The organism is Kitasatospora sp. NRRL B-11411, from assembly GCF_000721345.1.
Lineage (GTDB): Bacteria > Actinomycetota > Actinomycetes > Streptomycetales > Streptomycetaceae > Kitasatospora > Kitasatospora cineracea.
The window spans coordinates 1-26,460 of sequence record NZ_JOGH01000047.1; the positions used below are offsets into that span (position 1 = coordinate 1).

Sequence of the window (26,460 nt, forward strand, 5' to 3'; positions counted from 1 at the left end):
CGGTGAGGGGGAGGGCGGGGTTGGGGCCGGTCGCGGGGAGTTCGCCGCCCGGGCCGGTGGGGGTCGGGACGGGCAGGGTGGTGGAGGGGCTGGGCGAGGGGCCGGTGCTGGGGCTCGCGCTGGCGGACGGCGAGGGGCTGGGTGCCGGGCTGCCGGTGGGGCTGGGCGTGGGGCTGGGCGAGGGGCTGGTGTCCTCGCAGGCGATGGCGGCGTCGAACGGCCAGTAGTGCAGTTCCCCGGCGACCACCGACGTGCCGTGGACCAGCGGCCCGGCGTCGTAGGCGCGGGCGATGACGTCGCCCTCGATGTTGGAGGCGTTGAGGTCCTTGAGGTGGGCGCTGGGCGCGTAGATGGTGCCTTCGAGGGAGTCGCCGCTGGACATGGTGAGGTCGGTGGCGTCGGGGAAGTCCCACAGCACGTACGGGGCCTGCGGTCCGCTGATGCCCGCGGTGTTGGGGTTGTGCCAGTCGAACACACCGTTCTCGGCGGTGGTGTCGGTGACGATCAGCAGCGGGGTGTCCTTGGTGGGCTGGTTGTGGAAGTTGATCTCGCCGAGGGCGTTCATCTGCTGGCCCGTCAGGTGCAGCACGTTGGTGCGGCCCGGGGTGAGGGTCAGGTGGCCGGTGGTGCCGGGCGGGTAGGGGCCGTCGGGCAGCGGGTGGCCGGCGTCGTCGAGCAGGGTGACGTTCTGCGCGCAGCCGGCCATCACCCGGGCCCGTTCGCGGAAGACCTCGAACGCGGTGGTGAAGTCGATCAGGCCGGGGGCCGGTCCGACCGAGGCGGTGGGCTGGTGCAGCGTCATCTCGATCCGCGGCACCGAGTTGTGGGCGGTGCCGGCGGCCACCACCTGGGTGTTGACCTGGGCGTTGTTGGCGTCCCGGTCGACGGCGAGCGAGCCGGTCATGTCGCCGATCTTCGTGTAGCCGCCGCTGAGCACCTTCAGCACGCCGTCCGGGGAGCTCCCGGCGTAGTCGATCCGGCCGCCGACCACCAGCGCGGCGGGCTGGTCGTCGCCGGGGGCGGTGAAGGTGCCGGGGTTGTGCAGGCTGACGTTGTAGCCGGAGCCGAAGGAGAGGTTCCCGCCGGTGGCGACCGGGCCTTCGGCCTCGGTGCTCCCCAGCGTGGTGTCGTGCTCCACGAAGGCGTTGTAGCCGAGGTTCCCCTCGACCGGGTTTCCGATCGAGGCCCGCTTGGATCCGGCCGCTGCGGCGGTCGGCGACAGCAGGGCCGGGGCGAGCAGAGGGGTGGCGGCGAGGCCGAGGGAGAGGGCCGCGAGGGCGAGGGGGCGTACGGGCATAGCGGGAGATTAGGCAGACGAAACGGTCGATCCGGCACCGCCACGCGGCACCCCTCGGACGGCTGCACCCACTTGACGTAGCGTCGGCAACTCCCCGCACCGGGGCCGCGCCGCCTGCCGGACGGACGCCGACCGAACGCCAACCGAACGCCGGACGGATACCGGACGGACGCGCTCGGCGGGTTCCCGGCCGTCTCGGAGCCGGCCCTCAGGAGCCCCGGCACCGAGCGCCCCCACATGCCACGCACCGCAGCCGACGGCCCGCCCCCAGCCCGTCCCCCACCGCCGTCCGGCTTATCGCAGCATTATCCGCGGCTTGGATTCTGCCTAACCTTCCCGCCCGCCACCTGCGCCGAAGCGCCCCCGGACGCCCCGCACCCACCCCCGGACGCGCCCCGACCGACGCCCCGGCGGCCCGCCGCCGACGCCCGGCGAGCAGTGTTTTCCCCGCCGTTCCGGGGCCGCCGCCGATCGGCCGGAACCTGACGTCACGCCAGGTCGGCACCGTCGGACGGACAGTGACGGTGGCCGAATGCCGCCATTCGCCAACTGCTCCCCGTTGGCCGACACTTGTCAATTGGTATAGGCCAATCGTAGCCTTCGGACGGCTCGTGGTGTGCCGGGTCCACACCACACCGTCCCGGGGTCGCTCCCCGTGGCTCGCGGGCAGACGTGCCCGTTTTTCCCCCACGATCGGCCCGACCTTTCCCGAGGAGAACCATGTCTTGGTCCCGCCGTCTGCTCGCCGCCTCCGCGGTGGGCGCGGGTGCCCTGGTCGCCACCACCGTCGCCGCCGGCACCGCCAACGCGCACGGCGCCATGTTCGGCCCGCCCAGCCGCATCGCGGCCTGCTACGCGGAAGGCCCGGAGACCCCCAAGTCCCAGGTCTGCAAGGACCTCGTCGCGGACAGCGGCACCCAGCCGCTGTACGACTGGAACGAGGTCAACATCGCCAGCGCCAACGGCCAGAGCCAGCAGATCATCCCGGACGGCCACCTCTGCTCGGCCAACCGCGACAAGTACCGCGCCCTGGACTGGGCCCGCACCGACTGGCCGGCCACCTCGGTGGCGGCCGGCGCGAAGACCTTCGACTTCCGGGTCACCGCGCCGCACCAGGGCACCATGAAGCTGTACCTGACCGGCGCGGGCTACGACCCCACCAAGCCGCTGAAGTGGTCCGACCTGGACCTGGCGAACCCGGTCGCGGTCTACGACACCGCCCGCACCTCGGACAACGGGTACTACCACGTCAACGTGAACCTGCCGCAGCGCACTGGCCGGCAGCTGGTCTACATGGTGTGGCAGCGCTCGGACAGCCCCGAGGCGTTCTACGGCTGCTCGGACCTCGACTTCGGCTCCACCACCGCCGCGGCCGCCGCCCCGCCGGCCGCGAACGCCCCGTCCGCGCCGACCCAGGCGCAGCTCGACGCGGGCGCGGCCCGCTCGACCGTCTCGCACCACGGCCACGGCGGCGACCTCACCGCCGCCGAAGCGGTGGTGGCCTCCTCCGGCACCGTCGCGGTGGACCGGCCCGGCCAGGACAACCTGCTGCTCGGCCTGGCCGGCGCGGGCCTGCTGGCGGCCACTGCCTCGGGCGCGTACCTGGCCCGCCGGATGCGCGGCACCGCCGTCTCCGCCTGACGGCCCATGGACGCCTGACTTCGGGTCAGGCGGGCGGCGCGGCCCCCTCCCCCACGTTTCGGGGGCCGCGCCCTCCGTCGTCCGATGGCTCCCCCATGGCCTTAACTGCTCCTGATTGAACCGTCAACTCCTTGTAAAACCACAGGACTTGACCTTGACGGCCCGGATTGGTCTGGACCATCTTGAGTGCGCCCCACGCACTCCGTGCCCGGCCCCCACCCATCCCCCACACCGTCAAGGAGGACTCGCCCATGAGGCGCGTCACCCTCTCCCTCGCCGCCGCGGCGGCGTTGATCGCCGCCCCGCTGGGCGCCACCGCCGCCGGTGCGGCAGGCGTCTCCGGCCTGACCGCCGACTACGCGGTCACCCAGAGCTGGTCGAACGGCTTCCAGGCCACGTACACCGTGACCAACCACACCAACGCCACCGTCAACAGCTGGTCGCTCTCCTTCGACCTGCCGACCGGCGAGAGCGTCTCCAGCCTGTGGAACGGCACCCTGAGCTCGACCGCCACCCCGACCGGCACCCACTACACGGTGACCTCGCCGAGCTGGGCCGCTCCGCTCACCCCCGGCGCCGCCGCCCCCGCGGTCGGCTTCGGCGTCACCACCGGCGCCACCCAGAGCGCCCCCGTCAACTGCACGATCAACAACCAGCCGTGCGCGGGCGCGCCCGCCGACACCGTCGCGCCGTCCGTCCCCGGCAGCCCGCACTCGACCGGCACCGGCCCGGGCAGCATCACCCTCGGCTGGACGGCCTCCACCGACAACACCGCGGTGGCCGGCTACCACGTGTACGAGGGCACCACCGCGGTGGCCACCGTGACCGGCACCTCCGCCACCGTCCGCGGCCTGCTCCAGGGCAGCAGCCACACCTTCACCGTGACCGCCTTCGACGCGGCGGGCAACGAGTCGGCGGCCTCCGCGGCCGTCACCGCCACCGCGGGCACCGGCACCAGCGCGGGCACCGCCGCCCCCTACGTGGACCTCGGCGCCTACCCGACGCCCAGCCTGCCCGCGCTCTCCGCCGCCAGCGGCATCAAGGAGTTCTCGCTGGCGTTCATCATCAACGGCAGCCAGCCGTGCACCGCCAGCTGGTTCGGCGCCTACGACCCGGCCACCGGCTGGAACAAGGCCGACATGGACGCGATCCGGGACGCGGGCGGCGACGTCCGCCCGTCCTTCGGCGGCGCCAACGGCACCGAACTCGCCCAGTCCTGCACCACGGTGGCCGCGCTGGCCGCGCAGTACCAGAAGGTCGTGGACGTCTACGCGCTCGACCGGGTCGACTTCGACATCGAGGGCACCGCCGTCACCGACCACGCCTCGGTCGACCGCCGCTCGGCCGCGCTCGCCCAGGTCCAGGCCGCGCAGCGGGCCAAGGGCCGCGACCTGAAGGTCAGCCTGACCCTGCCGGTGCTGCCCAGCGGCCTCACCGCGGACGGCGTCTACATCCTGCAGTCCGCCAAGAACGCCGGCCTCTCGGTCGACCTGGTCAACGTGATGGCGATGGACTTCGGCGACTGGGCCGCACCGAGCCCGGCCGGCAAGATGGGCGCCTACGCGATCCAGTCCGCGCAGTCCACCCAGGCGCAGATCCGCTCGGTGTGGACCGACCTGACGGACGCCCAGGCGTACGCCAAGGTCGGCGTCACCCCGATGCTGGGCCAGAACGACACCGCCTCCGAGGTGTTCGGCCTCACCGACGCCCAGCAGCTGGTCTCCTTCGCCCAGCAGAACCACCTCGGCGAGCTGGCCTTCTGGGAGATGACCCGGGACGCCAACGCGTGCACCGGCTCGCTGCCCAAGTGCACCAACGTCCCGCAGACGCCGTACCAGTTCTCGAAGCTCTTCGCGGCCTACCAGGGCTGATCCTCCGTCCTTCCGCGGGGCGCGTCCCCGCGCGGGAACGGGGCCGGTGGCCCCGGAGCGCACTGCTCCGGGACCACCGGCTCCGCACTTGCGCCCCGACGGGGCGTCAGGCGGGCTGGTGCTCGCCCTCCTTGCGGAGCGCGCCCTCCTCCCCGGGGCCGCCGTCCTCGCCGCCCTCGCCGCCCTCGTGCTCGGGGCGACCGTGCATCGGCAGCAGGAAGATCGCGGCGAAGACCACCACCAGCAGCCCGACCTCGGCCCACAGGGTGACCTGCTCGGCACTGGCGAAGTCCGCGCTCTTCAGCCGCTCGAAGAAGACCGTGCCCAGGATCGCGCTGCCCAGCGCCGCGCCGAGCTGCTGCACGGACGTCAGCGTGCCGGAGGCGGAACCGGTCTCGTGCGTCTCGACCGAGGCCAGCACCATCCCGAAGAACGGGGCCATCACCAGGCCCATGCCCAGGCCGCTGACCGCCAGCGAGGGCACCATCTCCCAGGGCGTCACTCCGGCGCCCTGGCTGTGCAGGGTGTACATCAGGCCCAGCACGCCGGCCAGCATCACCACCAGGCCCGCGTGCATCACCTTGCGGCCGTACTTCTGCAGCGCCTGGGCGGCGCCGAACGCGATCACCATGCCGATCGAGGACGGGATGCCCGTCAGGCCGGACTTGAAGGCGCTGTAGTGCAGGCCGAGCTGGGTGTACAGGCTGAACGTCAGCCAGAAGCCGGTCATCGCGGTGAAGAAGACCAGGCCGAGCGCCATGCCGCCGCTGAAGCCGCGCTTGGCGAACAGGCTGGGCTCGACCAGCGGGTCCGCCCCGGCGGCCTTGCGGCGGGCCTCGTACCAGCCGAACAGGCCGAACACCGCCACGCCGACCGCCAGCAGCGCGAACGCCCACAGCGGCCAGTCGTGCTCGCGGCCCTGGACCAGCGGGTAGATGACCAGCGCCGCGCCGAGGGCGGCCAGCAGCGCGCCGAGCAGGTCGAGCCGGACGGTCGGGCCGTGGCCCTGGGCGGGCAGGAAGACCCGGCCGCCGACGAAGGCGAACAGGCCGAGCGGGATGTTGATCAGGAAGATCATCCGCCAGCCGGTGCCCCCGAAGTCCGCGTCGATCAGCCAGCCGGCCAGGATCGGGCCGCCGACCGTCGACAGGCCCATCACCGGGCCGAACATGCCGAAGGCCGCGCCCTGCTCCTTGGGGGAGAAGATCTCCTTCATGATGCCCAGGCCCTGCGGCAGCATCACCGCGCCGAGCAGGCCCTGGAGCACCCGCGCGGCGACCAGCTGCCAGGGCTCCTGGGCCAGGCCGCAGGCGAGCGAGCCGAGGGTGAACCCGGCCGCGCCGATCATGAACATCCGGCGGCGCCCGAAGATGTCGCCGAGCCGGCCGCCGGTGATCAGGCCGATGGCCATCGCCAGCGTGTACGCCGCGCCGAGCCACTGGATGGTGGACTCGCCGCCGCCGATGTCCGCCCGGATCGCGGGGGCGGCGATGTTGGTGACCAGGGAGTCGAGCAGGTCCATCACCTCGGCGGCGAGGATGACGAACAGCGCGACCCAGCGCCACCGGTAGGGTTCGGCGGCGCCGCCGCCGGAGGGCGGTGCCGATGTCGTGGGGCCGACCGCGTCGGTCATGACAGCTCCTGTTTGCTACCAGGCGCGGTGGACGGGGGCCGCGCGATTGAACGGTGTTTGCTTGGACGAACACTGTTCTACGAGTCGAGCGGCGTTCCCGTCAAACGGATTAACCCTGATTTCCCCCTTACTCCTCCCCTACTCCTCCCCCACCTCCACCCCGACCCCCGTCCGCCCTCGCCCCTTCCGCACCCGCCCCCAGCTGCGCCGATCCCCCGCCGGACGGTGATCGCTTCGCACCCGCTTCGAACGGCGTTCGTCCGGAGTACGATGATCGCCGGTGGAACGTTCAGCGAAAGCAGGTGGCCCGATGCCCGCGCAGATGCCCGAGAACCCGTGGCACAAGCCCCGCAAGGCCGAGCCCCGGCAGCCGCTCAGCCGCGCGCTGATCGTGGAGACCGCGGTCCGGGTGCTGGACACCGAGGGCCTGTCCGGGGTGACGATGCGCCGGGTCGCGCAGGAGCTGGGCACCGGCCCGGCCTCGCTGTACGCGCACGTCTCCAACAAGGAGGAGCTGCTCGACCTGGTGCTGGAGCGGGTGGTCTCCGAGATCCGGCTGCCCCGCCGCCCCGAGCCGGCCCGCTGGAAGGAGCAGGTCACCGAGATCTGCTTCGAGGCGCAGCGGGTGCTGACCTCCCACCGGGACGTGTCGCTGGTCTCGCTGGGCAACATCCCGCTGGGCGAGAGCCAACTGGCCGTCACCGAGTTCCTGCTCGACCTGCTGCTCCGGGTCGGCCTGCCGCCCCAGGTGGCGGCCTGGGCGCTGGACGGGCTCGGCCAGCTGATCGACACGGACGCGTACGAGGCGTCGGTGTACGCGGAGCGGATCGCCCGCGGCACGGACATCGGCGAGTACTTCGGGCAGCTGCACAGCTACCTGGAGGCGCTCCCGGAGGACCGCTTCCCGAACCTCCAGGCGATGGCGGACACCATGGTGACGGGCGACGGGGACGAGCGCTACGCCTTCAAGATCGAGGTGTTCCTGCGCGGCCTGGAGTCCTACCTCCCGACCGGGAACTGACCCCGCCCGCACGCCCTCGCTCCACCCCTCCCCGCCCTCCTGACGTCCCGTCAGCGAATCCACGACACCTGCCTTGACCTGCAATTTACCGGCATTTGACCGCCCCATGAACCGCTCCGCCGCGGCTCCGGCCGGAAGGGTTGACGGCCGCCCGGCACAGGTCTATACCAGTGGCAGTCACGTCAACCTCGGCTAGGTACCCGACCGTTGGCCCGGCCGCGCACCCCCACTTCCGCGCGTCCGGGCTGCCGTCCTCGCCGCCTCCTGGAGAGGTCCTCGATGGAACGCGCACTTCCCCCACACCCCCCTGCCGACACCCCCGCCGCCACCGCCCCGGTGCGGCACCGCCGTCCGCGCCGCGCCGTCGCGGTCGCGCTGTCCGTGTTCGGCCTGCTGGCCGGCGGCGTCTCCGCGATCGCCGCGTCCGGCTCCGCCAGCGCCGCGACCACGGGCGGGCTCGGCTCCAACTGGTACGCCTCCGCGCCGTACCTGATGCCGGAGGACAACAGCCCGCCGGACGCCGCCGCCGTGATGGACGCCACCGGCCAGAAGGCGTTCCAGCTCGCGTTCATCCTGGCCCAGGGCAGCACCTGCAGCCCGTCCTGGGGCGGGACGTCTTCGATCGACACCGACACCACGATGCCGGCCGTCATCCAGACCATCCGCAACAAGGGCGGCGACGTCTCGGTGTCGGTGGGCGGCTACGGCGGCACCAAGCTCGGCCAGACCTGCGGCACCCCGGAGGCGACCGCCGCCGCGTACCAGAAGGTCGTCACCAAGTACAACCTCAAGGCGATCGACTTCGACCTCGAGGAGCCGGAGTACGAGAACACCGCCGCCATCCACAACGAGATCGGCGCGGCCCGCATCCTGCAGCAGAACAACCCGGGGATCTACGTCTCCATCACCACCGCGGGCACCAACGCCGGCACCGGCTGGTTCGGCACCCAGATGCTGCTGGAGGCGAAGTCCCAGGGCTTCACCCCGAACAACTACTCGATCATGCCGTTCGACGGCGGCTTCAGCGGGGCGGCGGCGCAGACCGACGCGCTGGTGAAGTTCAACCAGATCCTGCAGAGCACCTTCGGCTGGAACGAGGCCACCGCGTACGCCCACGAGGGCGTGTCGATGATGAACGGCCGCACCGACGCCGCCGAGTACTTCAAGCAGGCGGACTTCCAGACCGTGCTGGACTTCGCCACCGCGCACAAGCTGGCCCGCTACACCTACTGGTCCGTCAACCGCGACCGCCAGTGCCCCGGCACGGTCGACCCGGGCCTGTCCGGCGCCTGCTCCAGCGTGGCGCAGAACGACTGGGACTTCACCAAGTACACGGTGAAGTTCGCCGGCGCGACCCCGCCCACCAGCTCGCCGTCCCCCTCGCCGAGCACCGGCACCAGCACCTCGCCGAGCCCCTCTCCCAGCACCGGAACCGGCACCTGCAGCCCCGCCTGGTCGGCGACCACCACCTACGTGGCCAACGACAAGGCCAGCTACAACGGTCACAACTACCACGCCAAGTGGTGGACGCTGAACGAGAACCCGGGCAGCAGCGGCCAGTGGGGCGTGTGGGCCGACGACGGCCCGTGCTCCTGACCGCTCCCGACCCGAACGACCGACGGGCCGCCCGGTCCACGAGCCTCGAGCTCGGGACCGGGCGGCCCGTCCGCCGTACCACCTGCCCGGCCTGCCAGCCGGCCGACCCGTTCGGCCCGCTGCCGGGCCGTCGGTGCCGGCGTCGGTGCCGGTGACGGGGTGTCAGACCTCGGCGCGGTTGCGGAACTCCTCCGCCACGGCGCGGGTGGAGGGCAGGTCGGCGAGCGGTTCGCCGACCACCCGGGAGGCCAGCTCGGACGCCAACTTGATGACGTCCTCGCGCAGTTCGGCCTCGGCCAGCACCTTGTCGGCGGCCAGCTGCACCTGCGCCTCGGCCACCAGCTGCTCGCGCTGCTGCAGCGCCTCCGCCCGCAGGGCCGCGACCAGCGCCGCGCCCTCCTCGGCGGCGGTCTGCCGGATCGCGGCGGCCTCGTGCCGGGCGGCGGTGAGCTCGGCCTGGAACTCCTGGCGGATGTGTTCCGCCTCGGCCCGGGCCGCCTCCGCGCGGGCGATGCCGCCGTCGGTCTTGTCGTGGCGTTCGGCGAGGGTGCGTTCGATGCGGGGCAGCAGCACCTTGCCGAGCGCCCAGAAGAGGGCGAAGAAGACGATCAGTCCGAGGATCAGCTCGGGCACGTTCGGTTCGAGAGGTCCCATACTCAGTATGCTATCCGCTCATCCGACGAATCATTCGGCCGCCCCCTGCCCAGCGCCCTTGCCCCGCAAGGAACTTCGCCCCGCGCTCCCCCACCCGGTCAGCCGCCGGTCACCCCGTCGGTGTGCTCGCGCAGCAGGTCGGCGTGCCCGTTGTGGCGGGCGTACTCGGTGATGACGTGCAGGTACGTCGTCCGCAGGGACTGCTCCTCCCCGTACACGGCCAGCGTGGCGTCCAGCGAGGCGCCGGCCACCGCGAGGTCGGCGAGCCGCTGCTCCTCCAGCAGCGCCAGGTACTCCTGCTCGGCCCGCTCGGGCTCCAGCAGGTCGAAGTCCGCGTCCTTGTGGCCCTCCACCGCGTGCAGCGGCGGCACGTCCTGCCCGGCGAAGCGGATCCGGAACCACGTCCGCTCCACCTTGGCCAGGTGGCGCATCAGCCCGAGCAGCGAGAGCGAACTCGCGGGCAGCGGGCGCAGCGCGAGCTGCTCGCCGGTCAGGCCGGCGCACTTGTGCAGGAAGGTGGCGCGGTGCCAGGCGAGGTAACCGGGCAGCAACTCGGTCTCCGGGGCGGTGAGCGAGCCGCCGGCGCGGGTGGTGGCGGGAACGGTCCATGTCATGTGCCCGATCATGCCCAGACCGGCTCGGACCGCACCAGGGGATTTCCCCCGCCGCAGGGGCCGCCGGCCGAACTTCCGGGACCCGCCCGAGCCCACGCGCCCGCCCCCGGCCCGGGATACGGCCCTGGGCCCGGCCTTGGATCCGGTCCGAGGTCCGGCCCGGGGGCCGACCCGAGGTCCGGTCCGGGGTCAGGTCCGGGTGATCCGGGATCCGGCGCGGGTCCGGCTCGGCGGTTGGTAGCATCGCGGTGAGCCGTGACTGGCGCGCTGGGATGGAATCACCATCGGGGAGCGGCTCCGTGCGGTGCCCTCGGGCACCGTCTGCTGTCGCCGTGCGCCTGGGCCGTCCGAATCGTCGCCGTTCCGTACGAGGAGACCGCCCGTGGCCGAGTCCCTGCCCGCACACACCTTCGGCAGCCCTGCCGCCGACACCGCCTTCCGCAGCGCCCTGAACGTGGTGCGCGCCGTCGAACCCCGGATCGCCGCGGCGATCTCCGGGGAACTGGAGGACCAGCGCGCCTCGCTGAAGCTGATCGCCAGTGAGAACTACGCCTCGCCCGCGGTCCTGCTGGCGATGGGCAACTGGCTGAGCGACAAGTACGCGGAGGGCACCCCGGGCCGCCGCTTCTACGCGGGCTGCCGCAACGTGGACACCGTGGAGGAGCTGGCCGCCGAGCACGCCCGCGAGCTGTTCGGCGCGGAGCACGCGTACGTGCAGCCGCACTCCGGGATCGACGCCAACCTGGTGGCGTTCTGGGCGGTGCTCTCGCAGCGGGTGGAGAGCCCGGCGCTGCAGCGCGCCCAGGTCCGCAACGTCAACGACCTGAGCGAGCAGGACTGGGCCGAGCTCCGCCGCGAGCTGGGCAACCAGCGGATGCTGGGCATGTCGCTGGACGCGGGCGGGCACCTCACCCACGGCTTCCGGCCGAACATCTCGGGCAAGATGTTCGAGCAGCGCAGCTACGGGACCGACCCGGCGACCGGGCTGGTCGACTACGACGAAGTCCGGCGGATCGCCCTGGAGTTCAAGCCGCTGATCCTGGTGGCCGGGTACTCGGCGTACCCGCGGCTGGTGAACTTCCGCCGGATGCGGGAGATCGCGGACGAGGTCGGCGCGACCCTGATGGTCGACATGGCGCACTTCGCGGGCCTGGTCGCGGGCAAGGTGCTGACGGGGGACTTCAACCCGGTCGCGCACGCGCAGATCGTCACCACCACCACGCACAAGTCGCTGCGCGGCCCGCGCGGCGGCATGGTGCTGTGCACCTCCGAGCTGGCGGAACACGTCGACCGGGGCTGCCCGCTGGTGCTCGGCGGCCCGCTGTCGCACGTGATGGCGGCGAAGGCGGTGGCCTTCGCGGAGGCGCGCCGCCCCGAGTTCCAGGTGTACGCCCAGCAGGTGGTGGACAACGCCCGGGCGCTCGCCGAGGGCCTGCTGAAGCGCGGCGCCCGGCTGGTGACCGGCGGCACCGACAACCACCTGGTGCTGGCGGACGTCTCCTCCTACGGGCTGACGGGCCGCCAGGCGGAGGCGGCGCTGCTGGACTCCGGCATCGTCACCAACCGCAACGCCGTCCCGCAGGACCCGAACGGCGCCTGGTACACCTCCGGCATCCGGCTCGGCACGCCCGCGCTGACCACCCGCGGGCTGGGGGCGGCCGAGCTGGACGAGGTCGCCGAGCTGATCCACACCGTCCTGACGGCCGCGGCTCCGGTCGGCTCCTCGAAGGCGCAGTACACCCTGGACGCGGCCGTCCGCGACGCGGTCGCCAAGCGCGCGGTCGACCTGCTCGCCGACCACCCGCTCTACCCGGGCATCGCGCTCACCTGATCCGCCCTTCCCCGCGTCCCCGTCCGGACGCCCCTCGGCCCGGCCCGCCGCCACCCCGGCGGGCCGGGCCGCCGGCTGCCCGCCCACCTCCACCGACCGCCCGGGAAGAGGGCGCCGAAGTCCGTTGCGGAGGTTGCGAAGACCGTCACGGAGACGGCACCGCAACCCCTCACCGAGGCAGCCGCGGAGGCAGTCGCCGGAACCACGGTGGAGGCTGCCTAGGATGACCGCCATGGATGCCGTAACCTCCGTGAACACCGGAACCCGCGACGGCGGACCGCTCGACCCGGTCGGCGTCCCCGGGGTGCGCAACTTCCGGGACGCGGGCGGCACCGGCGCGCTCCCCCGCGGGGTGCTGTACCGCTCCGGCGCGCTGGACCGGTTGACGCCCGACGGCGCGCGGGCACTGCACGGCCTGGGCGTGCGCACCGTGCTGGACCTGCGCAGCACGCCGGAGGTCGCCGCCCGGCCGGACGCGCTGGTCGGCGGCGGCATCCGGTACTTGCACGTCCCGGTGTTCCCCGAGCAGCGCTGGCCGCAGGAGCAGGCCGAGCTGTACCCGCTGATGGCCGAGCTGGCCGGGCGGCCCGTGGTGGCCGCGGTCCGGCAGTTGCTGGTGGCCGAGCAGCGTGCCGTGCTGGTGCACTGCGCGTCCGGCAAGGACCGCACCGGGGTGGTGGTCGCGCTGCTGCAGTCGCTGCTCGGTGCGCCGGAGGCCGAGGTCACCGCCGACTTCCTCCGCTCCAACGCCGCGCTCGGCCTGACCGTGGCCGACCCGGCCGTGCCCGGCCACGCCACCCGGCCGGTCGCGGCCGGCCACCTGCGCCGGGCCCTGCTCTCCGTCCGCTCCCACCACGGCGGCCTGGACGAGCACCTGCGCGCCCACGGGGCCGAGGTCTCCGAACTCGCCGCGCTGCGCGCCGCGTTCCGGGTCCCGCAGGGCCAGGGGCCGTCGGCACCGGGTGCCGCCACCGGCCGGTGACCAACCGGCGGACACTCCCGGCGGCCGGGCTGCCCGCGCCGATAGGCTCGCCCCCGCCGCGGCCGGGTGCACGACGCACCGGCTGCCGTTCCGCACCCCTTCCGCAGGAGAACAGCCATGCTCAAGGTCAACGAATACTTCGACGGCACGGTCAAGTCGGTCGCCTTCACCTCCGCGGACGGCCCGGCGACCGTCGGTGTGATGGCCCCCGGCGAGTACGAGTTCGGCACCTCCGCCCCGGAGATCATGCACGTGGTCAGCGGCGCCCTGACCGTGAAGCTCCCCGGCTCCGACGACTGGCAGACCTTCTCCTCCGGCGAGCGTTTCTCCGTTCCGGGTGACAGCAAGTTCCACCTCCAGGTCTCGATCGACACGGCCTACTTCTGCGAGTACTGCTGACCCCAGGGCCCACTCACCCTCCGTCACGGGCGCGCCGGGCCGCCTCCCCCCTCGGTCCGGTAAAGGCCCGGCCAACCCGGCCACGGCCGGAACGGCGCGCCCTACGGTGGACCGATCAACCACCGACCGACGGGGGACCACCATGGGCAGAACCGGACCGCACCGCCCGGACCGGCCCGCACCCGGGCCGCTCCGCGCCCGTGCCAAGACCGGCTGCGCGGCCGTCATCGCACTGCTCGGACTCCTCCTCGTCTCCCTGCTCGGTGGCACCCTCGCCTACGACGCGGCCGGGGACCTCGGCTACCAGACCGGATGGCGGGGCACTCCGCGCCTGGCGATGACCATCGACTCCTGCTCCGCGCACGGCAGTGGACGGACCCGGATGTACGCCTGCTTCGGACACGGCGACCGGGGCAGCGCCGACACCGTCGACGGCGAGTGGCTGCTCGACGACCTCAGCCGCAGCTACCACGGGGGCACCGTCCTGAGCGTCCGCTGCTCCCCCACCGGCGGCTGCGTCGAGATCGCCGCAGACCGGATGGCAGGGGACACCGCCAAGCTCCTGTTCGGCCTGTGGTTGGTCACCGCCACTCCCGGCCTGGGGCTCGCCCTGCTGTCCGTCCGCCGCAACGAACGCCCCGGCCGGACCCCGAGGACCGGTCTCAGCCTGCCGTTCCGCCTGGGCCTGGTCTGGTTCGCCGCCCTACCGGCCCTGGCCCTGCTGTCGGGCATCCTCGCCGTCTTCCTCTGACTCTCCCCATGAGCGGCCCCTCTCCATGTCTCCCGTTCGTCGCGATCGGTCCGGCCCTGACCGGCCCCGGCCCCATCCCGGCCGGCCCCGTCCCGGCCGGTGGCGGCCCCGCATCGACATTGACAGTGCGTCAGCTCTGCGGGTGCGTCTCGTACATCCGCACCGCCACGGTGACGCCGGCCGCCGCGGTGAGCGCGGCGACCGCCCAGATCGCGGTGGTCAGGCCGTAGGCATCGGCCAGGATGCCCGCGACCAGTGCGCCGACCGCGAACCCCCCGTCGCGCCACAACCGGTAGACACCGACGGCCCGGGCCCGCCAGGCCGGATGGGCCACGTCCCCGATGACGGCGAGCAGGGTCGGGTAGACCAGTGCGGTGCCCGCGCCGAGCAGGGCCTGGGCCGCTGCCCACACCGGGAAGGTGCTGCCGACCGCGACCAGGCCGAGCGCAGCGGCCTGGAGCAGCATTCCGACGGTGATCAGGTGCTTGCGGCCGATGTGGTCCGACCACCAGCCGGTGAGCATCTGCCCGGCGCCCCAGACCGCCGGGTAGAGCGCGGCGAGGATGCCGATCCGGCCCAGGTCCAGCCCGTGAGCGGCGTACAGCAGCGGGAAGATGCCCCAGGCGAGGGCGTCGTTCAGGTTGTTGACCATGCCCGCCCAGCTGGCGGCGGACAGCGCCCGGTCGTCGAGGCTGACGGCGCGGGCTATCCGGGCGGTGCCGAGGGCGGCCGGTTCACCGGCCCCGGCTGGGTGCGCGGCAGCCTCGGCGCGGGCGTGCTCGCGGGTCTCCCGGACGGCGGCCGCGGCCAGGCCGAGGCCGAGTGCGACGTAGGCCGCGCCGAGCAGGAAGGGGGCGGGGCGCAGCCCCCAGTGCGCGGCGATCGCGCCGGTGGCGGTCGCGGTGACGGCCAACGCGAGGTATCCGGCGGCCTCGTTGAGGCCCATGGCCAGGCCTCGGCGGGCCGGACCGACCAGGTCGATCTTCATGATCACTGTGGTGGACCAGGTGAGCCCCTGATTGACGCCGAGCAGCACGTTGGCCGCGACGATCCACCCCCAGTTCGGGCCCCAGGCCAGCATGGCGGGGATCGGCAGGGCGATCAGCCACCCCGCGACCAGCACCGGTTTGCGGCCGTACCGGTCGGAGAGGGTGCCGGCGAAGAAGTTGGTGACCGCCTTGGTCGCGCCGAACGCCAGGATGTACGTCAGTGCGCCGGTGTAGGCGGACAGGTGGAACGTCCGGTCCGCGAGCAGCGGCAGTACGGTCCGCTCCTGTCCGAGCATGCCGCCGACCAACGCGTTCACCGCGACCAGCAGGCCGAACTGGGCCAGGTTGGCGCGCAGGCCGAGCCGGATCGGAGGGCTACCGATCCGGGCGGGTCCGGCAGGTCCGTCCGGCGCTGCGGGCCCGGGAGGTAGGGGGTGCTGCGGCGGACGCCGGGTTTCGAGGGTCATGGGCGGTGCTCCTGGGTGGGCATGTACGACAGCGCGCGGGCAGGGCGGGGATCGGCCCGTCCACGAGCCAGGATATTCCAATGTTCTGTGGATCATTAGATCAATGGATGGGTTCACCGTCACACCACCGCTTCCACCGCAGCCCCCCGCCCGGCCCCGGATCCAGGTCCAGCCCCGGATCCAGGCTCGGACTCGGACTCGGACTCGGACGGCAGGCTCGCCGGCAGGTGGCGGACGGCGGGCAGCGCGAGGAGGGCGAGTGCGGCCGGAACCGCGAGGACGGTCATTCCGAACAGCGTGGGGCGCACGCCGAGGCTGTCCGAGAGCGGGCCGGCCAGCACCAGACCGAGCGGCATCAGGGCGACGGAGATCAGGTGGTCGTAGGAGCTGACCCGGGAGAGCACCCGCTCCGGTATGTGCACCTGGAGCGAGGTCTCCCAGAGCACGAAGCACAGGGACACGCCCACACCCGTGACCGCCTCCAGCGCGGCAATCACCCAGACCGGCGCGCCGGACCCGATGATCGCGGCCTGGCAGGAGGCGACCGCCATGGCCACGGCCGCGACGGCCATCGGGCGGGCCGGTTTCAGGCGGTAGGAGCACACGTCCCCCACGATCGAGCCGAGGCCGAACGCGATGACCACCACCGTCCACGCACCGGCGCCGCCCCACTCGCGCTCCGCCAGCACCGGCCCGAGCACGAACACCGAAGGAAGCACCACCACGTGGTAGACCGCTATGGCCAGCATCCCCGACCACACCCACGTCCGGCTGCGCACCTGCTGCCAGCCGACCCGGAGTTCGGCCAGGAAGCCGAGCCGCTCGGCCCGCTCCGCCCCGCCGTCGGCGCCGCCCGCGGCGGCCGCACCGTCCACCGTGCCCAACCGGGCCAGCACGGCGGCGCTGACCGCGAAACTCGCGGCGTCCACCGCCAGCGCGCCACCGGGCCCGACCGCCGCGATCAGCAGGCCGGCCAGTGCGGGCCCGACCACCAGCCCCGTCGACTGCACGAAGCCGCGCAGCGCGTTCGCCTCGCGGAGCCGGTCGGCGGGGACGAGCAGGGGCAGCAGCCCGGTGGAGGCGGGGAGGAAGAAGGCATCCGCGACACCGAACACCGCCATCAGCAGCGCCAGCAGCCCGACCCGGGCGGTGCCGGTGAGCAGCAGCACCGCGGCGGCGGTCTGGACGGCGCACCGCAGCAGATCGGAGGCCAGCATGATCCACTGTCTCGGCATCCGGTCCGCCCAGACGCCCCCGGCGAGCGTGAACACCAGCAGCGGGAGCAGTCCGGCGGCCGTGACCAGCCCGACGTCGGCGGCCGAGCCGCCGATCGACAGCACGGCGAAGGGCAGCGCGACGAACGACACCCGGTCTCCCAGCACCGACAGCGACTGGCCGACGAACAGCCTGGCGAACCGGCGCTCGGTGCGGAGCACTTCAGGAATCAGGGCACCCACGGAACCTCCCCAACAAATTCGACGGATCCGACCACGCACCCACCGGAACAGCGAGCACGGCGATCGTAGGAAGCCCGCCGACCCCCTGTCGCATCATTTATCCGCAACGCCGCGAATGCCCCAATTCCATCCAACTCGCCACCCCAGCAAGCAGGTTGGCGGCCATCGACCATCCCCACCGACAGATCGGGGCCCCCGCCTTCCCCACTCCCCTCCACCCCAATCCCACCGATCGGCCAGACTTCTCCAGCCGATCCGCCGACCGCTCCCCCGTCCGATCCACCGTCAACAGGTCGTTCACACACCACGCAGGGCCCGGCGTGACGAAGGCGTGATCCGGGCGCGACGCGCTTGTGATTGCCACGTTCGAGTGAATAGGCTCGTCCCGGCCCGCACCGCCGGGCCCCCGCGCGCGACAACGCCGAGCCCTGTCCACCGCGTTGCGGGTCGACCACCACAACCCTTGGGCAGGGACGGGGGAACCACGTTAGTTGCCGTCCCCCACGGCTAGGGGTGAAGCCGTCCGCGCCGGATGACCGGAGCGCGACGGCCGGGCCTCCCTCCCGGCCCGAACCCGACAGCTCACCCCGTAGGCGTGCGGAGAGGATCTCGCATGCTCTTCACGGGTTCGGGACGTCACCGCCGGCAGAGCCCGACGGAGAAGGCCGCCGAGCGGGCGATCGCCGCAGCCGGTGTGGCCGGTGTCGGCATCGCCCTGCCGCTGCTCGCCGTGACCGGTGCGCACGCCGCCCCCAGCGCGGTCTGGGACCGGGTCGCCGACTGCGAAAGCGGCGGGAACTGGAACTCCGACCAGGGCAACGGCAGCTACGGCGGCCTGGGGATCAACGCCCAGCGCTGGACCGACTACGGCGGCACCCAGTACTCGGCGCTGCCGAACGGGGCCACCCGCAGCCAGCAGATCGCCGTCGCCGAACGCATCCTGGCCACCGAGGGCCCGTCCCCCTGGTCGGCGTGCGCGGACGACGCGGGCCTGAACACCGCCAGCGCGCCGGGCGTCGTCGACGACAACGACTCGGCGGACGAGACGGGTTCGCTGCGCGGCGCCCGCGGCGTCGCGGCGGTCAACGCCGCCGCGGACGGCAGCACCGTCCCGGACGGGAAGAGCGCGCCGGTGTTCTCCGGCCTCCCCGGCTACGACCCGGTCTCGCACGTGTACTGGTACGAGAAGAACGGCGCCTGGTTCTGGACCAGCCACCAGAGCCTGTACGAGCGCTACATGCAGCTGGCGCACCCCCAGCCGCAGCCCAGCGCGCCCGCCACGGAGACCCCGGTCGCCCCGGCCCCGACCACCCCCGCCCCGGACGCCTCGGCCACCCCGACCGTCCCGCCGGTCTCCCCCGGCCTCCCGCTGCTGCCGACCGACCCGACCGCCACGCCCAGCCCGGGCACGCCCACCACCCCCAGCCCGAGCACGCCCGCCGACGGCAGCAACGGCAACGGGACCGGCCTGCTGCCCACCCTCCCGGGCACGGGAACGGGAACGGGCACCGTCTCGCCCAGCCCGTCCACCGGCACCGGTACCGGCAGCACCGACAGCGCCACCGCCACCCCCGGCGCGACGCCCACCACCGGCAGCCCGACCACCCCGGGCACGAGCACGGGCAGCGGAGCCACCGCCCCCGCGGACGCGTCCGCCACGCCGGCCGCCCCGGCCGAGTCGGCGCCCCCGGCCCAGGCCCAGGCGCCGACCGCGCAGCCGTACACCGTGGGCCCCGGCGACACGCTGGCCTCGATCGCCCGCAACCACGACCTGGGCGGCGGCTGGTCCGAGCTCTACAAGTCGAACCAGCAGACGGTCGGGGAGAACCCGGACCTGATCCGTCCCGGCCAGGTGCTGAACCTGGGCTGACCGGTGCCCGGCCTGGCCGCCGTCACTTCGGGACGGCGGCCAGGCCGGTGCAGCCGCGCAGGCCGTCGCGGCGCTGCTGGGCGGCCTTAGCCGCGCTGCCGCCCTGCGGGACGGGCACGCCGCGGCCGTCGATGTGCGCGGGGGTGAAGGTCTCGCCGGTGACGCGGCCGTCGGCGGTGACGGTGATCGTGGTGACGCCGGTCTCGTCGGAGGCGGTGTAGTTCGAGGTGCCGTACCAGAGGAAGTTGCCGAAGCCGTACGACACGTAGGTCTTCCCGAGCATGCCCGCGCCGAGCATGGTGTGGGCGTGGGTGCCGACCACGGCGGTCGCCCCGGCGTCGGCGAGCTTCTTGGCGAGCGAGGTCTGCGCGCGGGTCGGGCAGGCCACGCCCTCGTCGCCCCAGTGCAGGTAGACCAGGACCACCGGCGCCTGTGCCTTCGCCCCGGCGACGGCGCGCAGCAGCGCGGCCTCGTCGAGGGCGGACGCGATGCCCGGTTTGTGCGCGCCGGCCCGCCACTTCTGGTTGGTGATCTCGTTGACCTGGCTGGCCGCCAGCACGGCGACCTTCACGCCGCGCACCGTGGTGACGTGGGGGGCGTACGCCTCCTCGGCGTCCTTGCCGATGCCGATCACGGGTATCGGGGAGGCGGCCTTGGCGGCGAGGGTGTCGGCGAGCCCGTCGGGGCCGAAGTCGACGGCGTGGTTGTTGGCCTGGGAGACCACGTCGACGCCGGCGTCCTTGAGCGCGCCGAGCGCCTTGGGCGTGGTGCGGAAGGTGTAGGTCTTGGGCTCGGCCCTGCCGCGGGAGGTGATCGCGGTCTCCAGGTTGAGCACCGCCAGGTCGGCGGCGGAGAGCGTCGCGGAGATCGGGCCGAGCGCGGTGTCGGCCTTGGTCGCACCGAGCCGGGCGGCGGTCCGGCCCTCGAAGTGGACGTCCCCGGCGAACGCCACCGTGATGCTGCCGCCCGCGCCGGCGCTCTCCGGCGCCCCGCTCCCCGTTCCGGCGGACGGCCCCGGCGTCGGCTGTCCCTCCGTCGGCTGCCCTGCCGTCGGCAGCTCGGACGGGGCAGCCGAGGTGGGCGAACCGGGCGGGGTGGAGACCGGCGTGCCCCCGGCGGTGGGGGCGGCGCGGTCCGCGGACGGCTCCGGGCCGCCGCATCCGGCGACGGTGCCGAGCAGCAGGACGGCGGTGGCGGTGACGGTGGCGGCGGTTGAGCCGGCCGTGGTGCGGCGCATGAACGGACCCCCCGGCGGTTCGGTGATGACGCACTGTATCCGCGCCACTCGAACACCGGAAGGCCACATCACCACCGGACGGTCACAATTCCCGTCCGCCTCGAGCCGCCGTCCGGCCCGCAGACCGTCGACCAGCGACCGTCGACCGGCGCCCTGCGGCCGTCGGCTCAGGCCACCACTCCGGCGGCGCGCAGCAGCCAGCGGTTGGTCCGGCCGACCAGTCCGGCCCGGTCCAGGACGGAGACCACCTTCTGCGCCATCTCGACCTTGGTGGCCCGCCAGTGGGGGTTGGCCCGGGCGACGGCCCGGCCGGTCTTCGGCTCGATGCCGACGGCGGCGTACAGCCGGGGGTGGATCAGCGCGGTGGTGGCGTAGTAGACGATCAGTCCGATGAACAGCTGCTCGTACCGGCGGCGGACCGGGCCGAGGCGCTTGCGGACCAGTTCCTCGCGGGCGTAGCTGATGTGCCGGGCCTCTTCGATGACGTGGATCCGGGAGACCTGGCGGGTGAGCGGCTGGAGGGTGTCGTCGTTCATCACCTCGCGCTGGAAGGCGTCCAGGATCTCCTCGACGTACATGGTGCCGCCGAAGGTCTGGCTGTGGGTGGAGATCGCCTTGAACAGCCGGCCGAGGTTGTGCGCGACGAATCCGGCGCCGTACGCGGGGACGCCCATCTTGGCGATCATCCGGGCGAACATGATCGAGTGCCGGCACTCGTCGGCGATCTCGGTGAGCGCGTACTGGACGTGGTTGCTGGTCGGGTCCCGGTCGAAGGCGTGGCGCAGCAGCATCTGCATGAGGATCTCCTCGAACCAGATGCCGACGCTGGCGATGGAGGCGACCTCGTGCTTGGAGAGCTCGATCCGCTCCTCGTCGGTCATCCGCTCCCAGAGGTCGGTGCCGTAGAGGGAGAGGTGGCGGGGCGGGCAGTAGTAGGCCCCGGGGACGGGATCGGCGTCCCAGTCGACGTCCTTGAGGGGGTTGAACGAGAGCTTCGCGGAGGAGGCGAGCAGGCGTTCGGCGGTGCGCTCCCGGTCGGGGGCGGTGCGGGCGGACTGGGTGGAGGCGGGCTGGGGCGGCATGCCGGCTCCTTCGCGGTGGGGGCGTGGAGGGTGGAGTGGTGGCACTGCCGTGAAGGTAGAAGTTATTAGACTTCCCGTCAATACACCGCGCGCAAAGCGGCCGTCGCCGACCCCGCGGCATTCCGTCCTACCGCGCGGGAGCCCGTCCGACCACGCGCGAGCCCATGCCGGACGGTCAACCGCCCCGCCGCCCCGCCGCCCAGCTGCCCTACCCCGCCGCCGCCCAGCCCTCGGGGTCCTGCCAGGCCGCCAGCGCCCGTCCGCTGACGAAGCGCCGCCGCTCCCCGCCCACCGGGTCGGTGAACTCCAGCGAGCGGGCCAGCAGCTGGAGCGGGCGCCGGTAGTCCTCGGGAACGTCCCCGGCCAGCACCTCGGGGTAGAGCGGGTCGCCCAGGATCGGCAGCCCCAGCCGGTTCATGTGCACCCGCAGCTGGTGGGTGCGCCCGGTGCGCGGGGCGAGCCGGTAGCGGCCCAGGCCGCCGCGGGCCCCGACCAGTTCGATCCGGCTCTCCGCGTTGGGCTCGCCGGGCTCCTCGTACGCGTCGAGCCGGCCGCGGTCCTTGCGGATCCGGCTGCGCACCACGGTCGGCAGCAGCGCCGCCGCGGCCTCCTCGTGGCGGGCGACGGCCTCGTACTCCTTGACCGCCTCGCGGCGTTCGAACAGGCCCTGGTAGGCGCCGCGCAGCGCGGGGTCGGCGACGAAGAGCACCACGCCGGCGGTGAGCCGGTCCAGGCGGTGGGCGGGGCTGAGCCGGGGCAGGTCGAGGTCGCGGCGCAGCCGGGCGAGGGCGGTCTCGGTGGCGTGGCTGCCGCGCGGGGTGGTGGCGAGGAAGTGCGGCTTGTCGGCGACCACGATCCGCTCGTCGCGGTACAGGACCTCGACCGGGAAGGGCACCACGGGTTCGGGCGGTCCGGGTTCGCGGTGGAACCAGACGTGGCCGCCGGGCCGGTAGGGCGTGCCGTCGGTGACCGGTCCGTCCGGGGCGACGAACTCGCCGGCCGCGAGCATGGCGGCGATCCGTCCGTCCCCGGCGGCGGCGCCGTAGCGCTCCTCGAGGTAGGCGCGCACGGTGGGCCAGCCGCCCTCGAGCGGCAGCCTGACGTGGACGGGGTCGATGCCGTCGCGCTGCGGCAGCGGGCTGACGGGGGCGGGTTTCCTACGCACCACCGTGTGCCGCCCCGGGGTGCCTCCGGCGGGTGTCCATCCGGGTCACCCTAGCGGCAAGTCACCCGTCTGGGCTCGGGCGGCCCGCCGTGCGACGATGGCAGGGCGGTACCCGCCCCCGAACGGTAGGTGGCCGGATGGACGCCGAGAACCAGATGGACGCCGGGCAGCAGCGCACGATCCCCCGGAGCCGTCCCACCTCCCCGCTCGCGGCGGGCGGTGCGCCGGTGCCGGACGGCCTGCTGGCGATCCCGGTCGCCACGGCCCTGATCGCCGCGGACGGCCGGATCCTGCACTGGAGCCCGGACGCGGAGACCCTGCTCGGCTTCCCGGCCGACCTCGCGGTGGGCACCCGCGCGGCGGACATCCTGGTCGGCCCGGAGCGGCGCCCGGCGGCGCTGGAACTGTTCGCCCGGATCCTGAGCGGCCGCGCCTGGTCGGGGGTGTTCCCGGTGCGGCACCGGGACGGGCACCTGGTGCGGCTCGACTTCCGGACCTTCCCGGTGCTGGACCGGGAGGGCTCGCCGATGGTGCTGGCGGTGGCCTCGGACGTCAGCGAGGTGCGCCGGCTGGCGGCGGACCTGGCGGTGCTGGACGGGTTCTTCACGCAGTCGCCGGTCGGGATGGCGGTGTACGACACCGATCTGCGCTTCGTCCGGCTGAACGAGGCGCTGGCCCGGATCAACGGGCTGCCGGTGGAGCAGCACCTCGGGCGGCGGCTGAGCGAGGTGCTGCCGGGGATCGACGGCCGGGCGGCGGAGGAGACGATGCGCCGGGTGCTGGCCGACGGGCAGCCGGTGGTGGACGCCCGGACGCACGGCTGGACGGCGGCCGACCCGGATCACGAGCACGCCTGGTCGGTGTCGAGCTTCCGGCTGGAGCAGCCGGACGGCACGGTGCTGGGGGTGAGCACCACGGTCGTGGACATCACCGAGCGCTTCGAGGCGGAGGGCGCCGCCGAGGCCGCCCAGCAGCGGCTGGCGCTGCTGAACGAGGCGTCCACCCGGATCGGCACCACGCTGGACCTGGCCACCACGGCCCGGGAGCTGGCCGAGACGGCCGCGCCGAGCCTGGCGGACACCGTGGTGGTGGAGGTGCTGGACGCCCTGGTGCGGGGCGAGCCGGCCGCGCTGCCGGGCCACGGGGACCGCTCCGCGGTGCTGCGGCGGCTGGCGTTCCACACCGTGCCGGGCAGCGGGATGTCGTCGATCGCCCCGACCGGCACCGTGCAGCGGCTGCACCCGAGCACCCCGTACGCCTGGGCGCTGTCGCACGGCCGGCCGGTGCTGGTGCCGCGGACGGACGGGGCGGCGATGAGTTGGTTCACGGACGACCCGGTGCGGGGCGGGGCGATCCGGGCCCAGGGGGTGCGTTCGCTGATGGTGGTGCCGCTGATCGCGCGGGGTGCGGCGATCGGCACGGCGACGTTCTTCCGGTCCCGGACCGAGACGCCGTACGGGCAGGCCGACCTGGCGCTGGCCGGCGAGCTGGCGGCCCGGGCGGCGGTGTCGATCGACAACGCGCTGTTGTACACCCGGGAGCGGGACGCGGCCGAGCAGCGGCAGCGGGCGCTGGAGGCCGCCGAGGCCGCCCAGCAGCGGCTGGCGCTGCTGAACGAGGCGTCCACCCGGATCGGCACCACGCTGGACCTGACGATCACCGCCCAGGAGCTGGTGGACGTGGTGATCCCGCGGTTCGCGGACTTCGTGACGGTGGACATCCGCGAGGCGGTGCTGACCGGCGAGGACCCGGAGCCGGTGCCGGAGTCCGGTTCGGTGCCGCTGCGGGCGGTCGCGGTGGGCGAGCGGGAGGACGGCACGCTGCTGACGGGGGCGGCGGACGAGGTCGGGGAGACCACGCACTCGGCCAAGCTGTACGCGCAGGCGCTGCGCACCGGCCGGTCGATCCTGGTGCCGCACGTGGACGAGTTCGAGCTGCGCCGGATCGTGGCGCACCCGGACCGGGTCCAGCCGGGGCTGGACGCCGGGATCCACTCGTACCTGATGGTGCCGCTGCTGGCGCGCGGCCAGGTGCTGGGCGGGGTGGAGTTCATCCGGCTGGCCAATCCGGAGCCGTTCACCCCGGCGGACCGGGCGCTGGGCGAGGAGCTGGCGGCGCGGGCGGCGGTGTGCATCGACAACGCCCGGTTGTACCGGCGGGAGCGGGACACCGCGCTGACCCTGCAGCGCAGCCTGCTGCCGCAGGACGTGCACCGCACGCCCGGGCTGGAGATCGCGCACCGCTACCTGCCCTCGACGGTGGGCGACGAGATCGGCGGCGACTGGTTCGACGTGGTGCCGCTGACCGGCGGGCGGGTGGCGCTGATCGTCGGCGACGTGATGGGGCACGGCATCCGGGCCGCCGCCACGATGGGCCAGTTGCGGACGGTGGCGCGGACGCTGGTGACGCTGGACCTGGATCCGGCGCGGGTGCTGCGGCGGCTGGACGAGGCGACCGCGCAGCTCGGCGAGGGCCAGTTCGCCACCTGCGTGTGCGCGGTGTTCGACCCGGTGGACGAGGAGTGCATCCTGGCCTCGGCGGGCCACCTGCCGCCGGTGGTCTCGGAGCGGGACGGCCAGGCCCGGCTGGTGACGCCGCCGCCGGGCGCGCCGCTGGGCGTGGGCGGGGTGCCGTTCGAGTCGGTGCGCTTCCCGCTGCGCACGGACGGGCTGCTGGTGCTGTACACGGACGGCCTGGTGGAGCGGCGCGGGCAGGACCTGGACGAGGGCCTGGAGCTGCTGCGGGAGACGGTGACGCACCGTCAGTCGACCCTGGAGCGCGGCTGCGACGCGGTGCTGGGGGCGCTCGGGGCGACGATGGGGCAGGACGACGTGGCGGTGATCATGGCGCACGCGGGGCCGGTCGGCGCGGACCGGCTGGCGACCCTGGCGCTGTCGGGGGATCCGGCGCTGCTGCGGCACGCCCGGGAGTTCACCCGGCGGACGCTGGCCGACTGGGGGCTGGGTTCGCTGGTGGAGCCGGTGGTGCTGCTGGCCGGGGAGTTGCTGGCGAACGCGGTGCTGCACGCGGGTTCGCCGCTGCAGTTGCGGCTGTTCCGGGGCTCGCTGCTGACGGTGGAGGTGTCGGACGCGGACAGCCGGGAGCCGCGGCTGCGGCCGGTGGGCGAGCACGACGAGGGCGGGCGGGGCATGCTGCTGATCAACGAGTTGGCGCACCGCTGGGGCAGCCGGGCGACCCGGGACGGCAAGGTGGTCTGGTTCGAGATGGAGCTGCCGGTCCGATCGTCACACTGATACGGCGTCAACTCCCTTGACCCGCAGGGGCGTCAACCCGGCGTGCCGCCCGGTACGGCATCCGGCGGTACGGCGCTCACCCGTCGCGGCGGTGGATGTGCCCCGGCCGGGTGACCGACCGGCCCGCGGCGTGCGGCCGGGGGCTCCGGGTGCCGATGATCGTCGCGTCCGGCCCCCGAAACCGCGCGCGACGCCACGGCGTTCAGCGCCGAGCATGGAGAACTCGATGCGTTCCAGCCTTGCCAAGGTCACCACCACCGCCTTCCTCACCGGGCTCGCCCTGCTCGGCACGGTGGGCACCGCCTCCGCCCACTCCCACCACCACCACACGCACCCGCACGGGGCACTGGCCGTCGGCGGCGACGCGGCGGCCCGGGGCGGCGACGCGGGCGCGGTCGGCGGCGACGCCTGGGCCGAGGACGGGAACGCGGGCGCGGTCGGCGGGGACGCGGGCGCGCTGGGCGGCAGCGCCCTGGCGACGGGCGGCGACGCCTGGGCCGAGGGCGGCGACGCGGGCGCGATCGGGGGCGACGCCGAGGCGCTGTGCGGCTCCGCGCTGGCCGTCGGCGGCGACGCGCTGAGCGACGGGGGCGACGCCCTCGCGGTCGGCGGGGACGCGTCCTCCTCGCGCTGACCTCCCCCGGGTGCG

Annotated in this window: 20 protein-coding genes and 2 riboswitches; of the genes, 11 read left to right on the forward strand and 9 right to left on the reverse strand. The window is 73.7% G+C overall.

Annotation, left to right across the window (positions count from 1 at the left end; genetic code table 11):
- A partial coding sequence (locus IH44_RS41255; protein WP_030461265.1) for a choice-of-anchor A family protein occupies nucleotides 1-1,297 on the reverse strand: 1,297 nt, incomplete at its 3' end.
- Between the two features lie 720 nt (nucleotides 1,298-2,017).
- Between IH44_RS41255 and IH44_RS0121355 the strand changes: the two genes are divergently transcribed.
- Together IH44_RS0121355 and IH44_RS0121360 are read left to right on the forward strand one after the other, a co-directional pair.
- A complete protein-coding gene (locus IH44_RS0121355) occupies nucleotides 2,018-2,938 on the forward strand; it encodes a lytic polysaccharide monooxygenase (protein WP_030461266.1) in 921 nt (306 codons plus the stop codon).
- A 251-nt stretch (nucleotides 2,939-3,189) separates the two neighbouring features.
- A complete protein-coding gene (locus tag IH44_RS0121360; RefSeq protein ID WP_030461267.1) occupies nucleotides 3,190-4,809 on the forward strand; it encodes a cellulose binding domain-containing protein in 1,620 nt (539 codons plus the stop codon).
- Between the two features lie 106 nt (nucleotides 4,810-4,915).
- Here the strand turns inward: IH44_RS0121360 and IH44_RS0121365 are convergent, their stop codons facing one another.
- Entirely contained in the window at nucleotides 4,916-6,442 is a 1,527-nt protein-coding gene (locus tag IH44_RS0121365; protein WP_030461268.1) for an MFS transporter, read from the reverse strand.
- Nucleotides 6,443-6,752: 310 nt separating this feature from the next.
- On the opposite strand from IH44_RS0121365, the gene IH44_RS0121370 reads away from it, so the two are divergent.
- Both IH44_RS0121370 and IH44_RS0121375 read left to right on the forward strand, forming a co-directional pair.
- On the forward strand, nucleotides 6,753-7,463 hold the full coding sequence (locus IH44_RS0121370; protein WP_035955877.1) for a TetR/AcrR family transcriptional regulator: 711 nt from the start codon (nucleotides 6,753-6,755) through the stop codon (nucleotides 7,461-7,463).
- A gap of 279 nt (nucleotides 7,464-7,742) precedes the next feature.
- Nucleotides 7,743-9,059, forward strand: a complete 1,317-nt coding sequence (locus tag IH44_RS0121375) for a carbohydrate-binding protein (protein WP_081967029.1) — start codon at nucleotides 7,743-7,745, stop codon at nucleotides 9,057-9,059.
- A 162-nt stretch (nucleotides 9,060-9,221) separates the two neighbouring features.
- Here IH44_RS0121375 and IH44_RS0121380 read toward each other — a convergent pair whose 3' ends face one another.
- Together IH44_RS0121380 and IH44_RS0121385 are read right to left on the reverse strand one after the other, a co-directional pair.
- Nucleotides 9,222-9,713, reverse strand: a complete 492-nt coding sequence (locus IH44_RS0121380; RefSeq protein WP_030461271.1) for an ATP synthase F0 subunit B — start codon at nucleotides 9,711-9,713, stop codon at nucleotides 9,222-9,224.
- Between the two features lie 98 nt (nucleotides 9,714-9,811).
- On the reverse strand, nucleotides 9,812-10,327 hold the full coding sequence (locus IH44_RS0121385; RefSeq protein WP_030461272.1) for a DinB family protein: 516 nt from the start codon (nucleotides 10,325-10,327) through the stop codon (nucleotides 9,812-9,814).
- A gap of 245 nt (nucleotides 10,328-10,572) precedes the next feature.
- Nucleotides 10,573-10,678, forward strand: a riboswitch (ZMP/ZTP riboswitch).
- Between the two features lie 31 nt (nucleotides 10,679-10,709).
- Here IH44_RS0121385 and IH44_RS0121390 point away from each other — a divergent pair.
- The 4 genes from IH44_RS0121390 (at nucleotide 10,710) to IH44_RS0121405 (ending at nucleotide 14,290) form a co-directional block, all read left to right on the forward strand.
- Nucleotides 10,710-12,158, forward strand: coding sequence for a glycine hydroxymethyltransferase (locus IH44_RS0121390; protein WP_030461273.1), 1,449 nt, complete (start codon nucleotides 10,710-10,712; stop codon nucleotides 12,156-12,158).
- A 250-nt stretch (nucleotides 12,159-12,408) separates the two neighbouring features.
- Nucleotides 12,409-13,140 (forward strand): tyrosine-protein phosphatase, encoded by a 732-nt coding sequence (locus tag IH44_RS0121395; protein ID WP_051817153.1) that lies wholly within the window; start codon nucleotides 12,409-12,411, stop codon nucleotides 13,138-13,140.
- Nucleotides 13,141-13,257: 117 nt separating this feature from the next.
- Complete coding sequence (locus tag IH44_RS0121400; protein WP_030461275.1) at nucleotides 13,258-13,539, forward strand: pyrimidine/purine nucleoside phosphorylase; 282 nt, start codon at nucleotides 13,258-13,260, stop codon at nucleotides 13,537-13,539.
- A 142-nt stretch (nucleotides 13,540-13,681) separates the two neighbouring features.
- Nucleotides 13,682-14,290 (forward strand): hypothetical protein, encoded by a 609-nt coding sequence (locus IH44_RS0121405; RefSeq protein WP_030461276.1) that lies wholly within the window; start codon nucleotides 13,682-13,684, stop codon nucleotides 14,288-14,290.
- Nucleotides 14,291-14,420: 130 nt separating this feature from the next.
- Here IH44_RS0121405 and IH44_RS0121410 read toward each other — a convergent pair whose 3' ends face one another.
- Both IH44_RS0121410 and IH44_RS0121415 read right to left on the reverse strand, forming a co-directional pair.
- A complete protein-coding gene (locus IH44_RS0121410; protein WP_081967030.1) occupies nucleotides 14,421-15,746 on the reverse strand; it encodes an MFS transporter in 1,326 nt (441 codons plus the stop codon).
- 119 nt (nucleotides 15,747-15,865) lie between these two features.
- Nucleotides 15,866-17,203 carry an MFS transporter gene (locus IH44_RS0121415; protein ID WP_107066587.1) on the reverse strand — a complete coding sequence of 446 codons (1,338 nt, stop codon included), beginning with the start codon at nucleotides 17,201-17,203 and terminating at the stop codon, nucleotides 15,866-15,868.
- 442 nt (nucleotides 17,204-17,645) lie between these two features.
- Nucleotides 17,646-17,813: riboswitch (cyclic di-AMP (ydaO/yuaA leader) on the forward strand.
- 3 nt (nucleotides 17,814-17,816) lie between these two features.
- Here IH44_RS0121415 and IH44_RS42950 point away from each other — a divergent pair.
- Complete coding sequence (locus IH44_RS42950) at nucleotides 17,817-19,073, forward strand: transglycosylase family protein (RefSeq protein ID WP_051817148.1); 1,257 nt, start codon at nucleotides 17,817-17,819, stop codon at nucleotides 19,071-19,073.
- Nucleotides 19,074-19,095: 22 nt separating this feature from the next.
- Here the strand turns inward: IH44_RS42950 and IH44_RS0121430 are convergent, their stop codons facing one another.
- From IH44_RS0121430 to IH44_RS0121440, 3 genes are all read right to left on the reverse strand, one after another.
- The gene (locus IH44_RS0121430; RefSeq protein ID WP_030461279.1) at nucleotides 19,096-20,310 is read right to left on the reverse strand and encodes a CapA family protein; all 1,215 of its coding nucleotides are present in this window, start codon (nucleotides 20,308-20,310) and stop codon (nucleotides 19,096-19,098) included.
- A 167-nt stretch (nucleotides 20,311-20,477) separates the two neighbouring features.
- The gene (locus IH44_RS0121435) at nucleotides 20,478-21,392 is read right to left on the reverse strand and encodes a diiron oxygenase (RefSeq protein ID WP_030461280.1); all 915 of its coding nucleotides are present in this window, start codon (nucleotides 21,390-21,392) and stop codon (nucleotides 20,478-20,480) included.
- Nucleotides 21,393-21,600: 208 nt separating this feature from the next.
- Nucleotides 21,601-22,560, reverse strand: a complete 960-nt coding sequence (locus IH44_RS0121440) for a pseudouridine synthase (protein ID WP_030461281.1) — start codon at nucleotides 22,558-22,560, stop codon at nucleotides 21,601-21,603.
- A gap of 134 nt (nucleotides 22,561-22,694) precedes the next feature.
- Between IH44_RS0121440 and IH44_RS0121445 the strand changes: the two genes are divergently transcribed.
- Entirely contained in the window at nucleotides 22,695-25,811 is a 3,117-nt protein-coding gene (locus IH44_RS0121445; RefSeq protein WP_232795036.1) for a SpoIIE family protein phosphatase, read from the forward strand.
- 226 nt (nucleotides 25,812-26,037) lie between these two features.
- Nucleotides 26,038-26,445 carry a hypothetical protein gene (locus IH44_RS0121450; RefSeq protein ID WP_030461283.1) on the forward strand — a complete coding sequence of 136 codons (408 nt, stop codon included), beginning with the start codon at nucleotides 26,038-26,040 and terminating at the stop codon, nucleotides 26,443-26,445.
- The last annotated feature ends 15 nt before the right edge of the window (nucleotides 26,446-26,460 follow it).